2 protein-coding genes are annotated in these 3,980 nt (G+C 37.4%); both read left to right on the top strand.

The features are described from left to right. Nucleotides 1-3,525: tape measure protein (locus LCM23_RS25605; protein ID WP_224939354.1), on the top strand; the 3,525-nt coding region annotated here is incomplete at its 5' end. Beyond that, nucleotides 3,525-3,980, top strand: a 456-nt coding sequence (locus LCM23_RS25600) for a phage tail domain-containing protein (RefSeq protein WP_224939353.1), incomplete at its 3' end; no start/stop codon positions are given. The genes LCM23_RS25605 and LCM23_RS25600, both read left to right, overlap by 1 nt.

The raw sequence follows: 3,980 nt of genomic DNA, 5'->3' as shown, positions 1-3,980 counted from the left end.
AATAACCTTGAGAGAAATGTCGAAAGAACTAGAGATGAATTATCTCGACTGAGAGAAGCACAGCGAGTTGCTAATTCAGGTTGGACTAGAGCAGGAGAGGGATTGACCAACTTTGGAAATGGTCTTAAATCAATATCAGATAAAACAAAAGAACTCGGTCAAAGTTTAACGAAAAAAATCACAACACCAGCTTTAGGTGCAGCGACTGCCTTGGGAGGTATAGCACTAGTTAAAGGATTTGACCGCCTAATAGGGATAGATACAGCAAGAGCAAAATTAACTGGTCTTGGTCACGATGCAGAGGGCGTAGAAAATATAATGACATCAGCCCTTGAAGCTGTTAGAGGAACATCATTTGGAATGGATGAAGCAGCAACCACAGCGGCTAATGCAGTAGCAGCAGGAGTTGAAGAGGGGAAAGAGTTAACTAATTACCTTTCATTAACAGGAGATGCCGCGGCAATAGCCGGAGCAACTATGAGCGAGATGGGATCTATTTTAAACAAAGTGAAAACATCAAATAAAGCTTATAACGGAGAATTGCAACAGTTATCTGACAGAGGTCTACCTGTTTATCAATGGCTAGCCAAGGAAGCAGGAGTAGCAGCCGAGGAAGTCACTAAAATGGCATCAGACGGTAAAATTTCATCTGAAATGTTGATGAAAGCCATTGAAAGTAACATAGGTGGCGCAGCTCAAAAAATGGGTGAAACATCCTTTACTGCCGGGATTTCTAATATGTGGGCAGCAGTCGGTCGACTAGGTGCGTCATTCTTGGACGCAGGTGGAGAAGGCGGAGGATTCTTCTCTCAGTTAAAACCTTTAATATCTGACTTCACCGGTCGCTTAGATAGTATGGGCGATTTTGCAGAAAAAGCAGGTGTTAAATTTGGAAAATTATTTTCGGGGTTTGTAGATAAAGTAAAATCAATAAAAGCTTCATATGATGATTTATCTCCTACTATACAAGATATTATTAAGAAAGTTGGTCTTGTAGGAACAGCTGTAGCTGTTGGTATTGGACCCGTTTTAACTGTTTTAGGTGTTTTCGGAGGAATGATTGCAAGTCTTGCTTTGACAATTGCGCCTTTGTTTAAAAAAATTGCTGAAGTTGGTGGATTGTTAAAGTGGCTAAAACTTGGATTTACAGCTTTAACAGGTCCAGTTGGGATAACCATAGCCATAATAACCTTATTAACCACGGGTTTTATTACTTTATATGCAAAGTCAGAGACATTCCGAGAAGGCGTAAAATCTCTTATGGGTAGTTTTAAGGAGTTAGCTGGAAAAGGTCTTAAGCTGTTAAAAGAAGCAATTAATGGCATTGTAGATTTCTTCAAAGATCAATTAGATGTTATAAAGTCGTTTTGGGAAGAAAATAAAGAAGTTATTATGAGTGCACTTAAGAATATCGGTACAGTAGTAAGTACCGTGTTTAAAGCAATACAAGCCGTTATTGAATTTGTCATGCCATTTATATTAGCAATTATAAAATCTGTGTGGGGAAACATTAAAGGAGTTATATCCGGTGCTTTAAAAGTAATCATGGGTGTTGTAAAAGTATTTGCTGGGTTATTTTCTGGTAACTTCTCAAAAATGTGGGAAGGAATTAAACAAATATTTTTCGGTGCCTTGGAGTTTGTTTGGAACTTCATGCAGTTAATGTTCTGGGGCAAAATGGTTAAAGGAGTAATATCCTTAGGTAAGCTTTTACTCAATAACTTCAAAAGTATGTGGAAGAGCATCAGTGATGTGTTTTCTACTGTGATTAAATGGATTGTGGATTTTGTTAAGGGTAGATTTACAGCGATGCAAAGCTCCATAAATAGCATCACTACTACTATTAAATCAATAATAAGCACAATTTGGAATGGCATACTCACTTTCTTCCGTACAATTATAAGAACGATAGTAGATTTCATAAAAGGTCGTTTTACAGCTATTAGAGATACAATCTCAAGTATATTTACATCCATTAGAAATACAACTCAGACAGTTTGGAACGCTATTAAGGATAGAATAGTTAATCCAATAAAGTCAGTGGTCTCAAGCACGAAAACAAGATTCACAGATATGAAGAATCAAATTACAGGTATATTTAATGGTATCCGTACAAAAATTCGTGAGATAGTTGACAAGATGGTTGAGATTGTCAAAGGTATGCCTAAAAAGATGGGAGATGGCCTTAAAAAAACTGCTGGTAAAATTAGTGATGGGATTAAAACAGTTGCTAATAAAATGACAGAAACGCTTGGAAAAGGTGTAAATGGAGTTATCACTGGAGTTGAATGGGTCTTAAGAAAAGTAGGTGTTGACGAGGAATTAGGCAGATGGACACCTCCACAATATGCACATGGTACTGACGGTCATCCTGGTGGACTAGCTATTGTGGGCGATGGAAAGGGATCTAATGCAGGAAAAGAACTAATTCAAACTCCTGATGGCAAACAGTTTCTATCTCCAGATAAACCATCCCTGATGAATTTACCTAAAGGTACTCATGTTTTATCGGCAACTATGACAAGGCAATTGTTTGATGTTCCTCAATATGCTTTTGGTACTGTAAAAGGATTGTGGGATACAGGAAAAAAAGCCGTTACTAAGATAAAAGATACTGCTTTTGATGTATGGGAATATATCTCTAATCCATCGAAATTATTAAACAAGGCATTGGAAGTATTTGGTGTCGAAGCTCCATCTATGCCAGGTATTTTAAAAAATGTAGGAAAGGGAGCATTTAGTAAAATTAAAAACAGCTTTAAGGACTATCTTAAATCAAAAATTGAAGATTTCGGTTATTTTGGAGATGCTCCTACAGCTGGCAGCGGTGTAAAAAGGTGGTCAGGGATAGCAAGTAGAGCATTAGCGATGACAGGTCAATATACAAAAGCTAACTTGGATAGATTGCTTTACCAGATGCAAACTGAATCTGGAGGGAATCCTAAAGCTATTAATCTATGGGATATCAACGCTAAACGAGGGATCCCATCAAAAGGTCTCATGCAGGTTATTGACCCCACTTTCAGAGCATATGCACATCCAGGCTTCAATAAAAACATATATGATCCATTATCAAATATCTTAGCTTCCATTCGTTATGCTGTATCTCGGTATGGCAGTTTAACTAAAGCATATAGAGGTGTTGGGTATGAAACTGGCGGTCTAATCAACAATGATGGTCTTTACCGTCTTGCTGAAGGAGGATGGCCAGAGTTTGTTATTCCTACTGATCCTAGCCGAAGAACTGATGCAATGAAGTTATTGGCTTTAGCAGGAAAACAGATTCAAGGAAATAAACGTCCTAATCAGTTGTCTGGTGTGGGGACACATACACACGAAAGTAATGAATTGTTGAATGCTGTTCTAGAACAAAATCAAATTCTAATGTCGCTATTACAAAGTAGCCGAAGCATTGAAAGTAAACCAGTTTTATCAGAAGGTGATATAGGTAGAGCTTACGATAAATATAATGCGAATGAACAAGCTAAACATTCGATCTTTAAGGGAAGGGTGGCACCAATATAATGTTTAAAATATATAATGAGCAATTTGAAGAAATACCCCTTCCCATCGATGATCTCGGATACGGGTTAAGAGGACTAGATCTAAATATTTCTTCTGTTGCACAAGAGGTTACAGAACACAATGTACAGGGATTATCAGGAAGTATTCAAACTGGTTTTCGTGATGCGAGTCGAGATATGAATATTAGTGCGAGAATAAAAGCGAAAGACACGACAGACTACAGGCTGAAGAGAGATCGTGTCTTTGCTTTCTTTAAACGTCTAGGGACGTTTTATATTACAGAAAATACCCAAGCGAATAAGTTAATGAGGGTAAGAGTTATTGAATCTTATCGTTTTGATAGAATTGAAAACAATCAAACTTTCGCCATTGCAGAAATACCTCTTAAAATCATAGGACAACCATATTGGATAAGCCGTTTTAAAAGTATGGATTTACATGAAAATAATGGTGTT

Source organism: Cytobacillus kochii (genome assembly GCF_020171845.1).
GTDB classification, from domain to species: domain Bacteria; phylum Bacillota; class Bacilli; order Bacillales; family Cytobacillaceae; genus Cytobacillus; species Cytobacillus kochii.
This window is presented reverse-complemented; position numbering and strand designations above follow the sequence as displayed.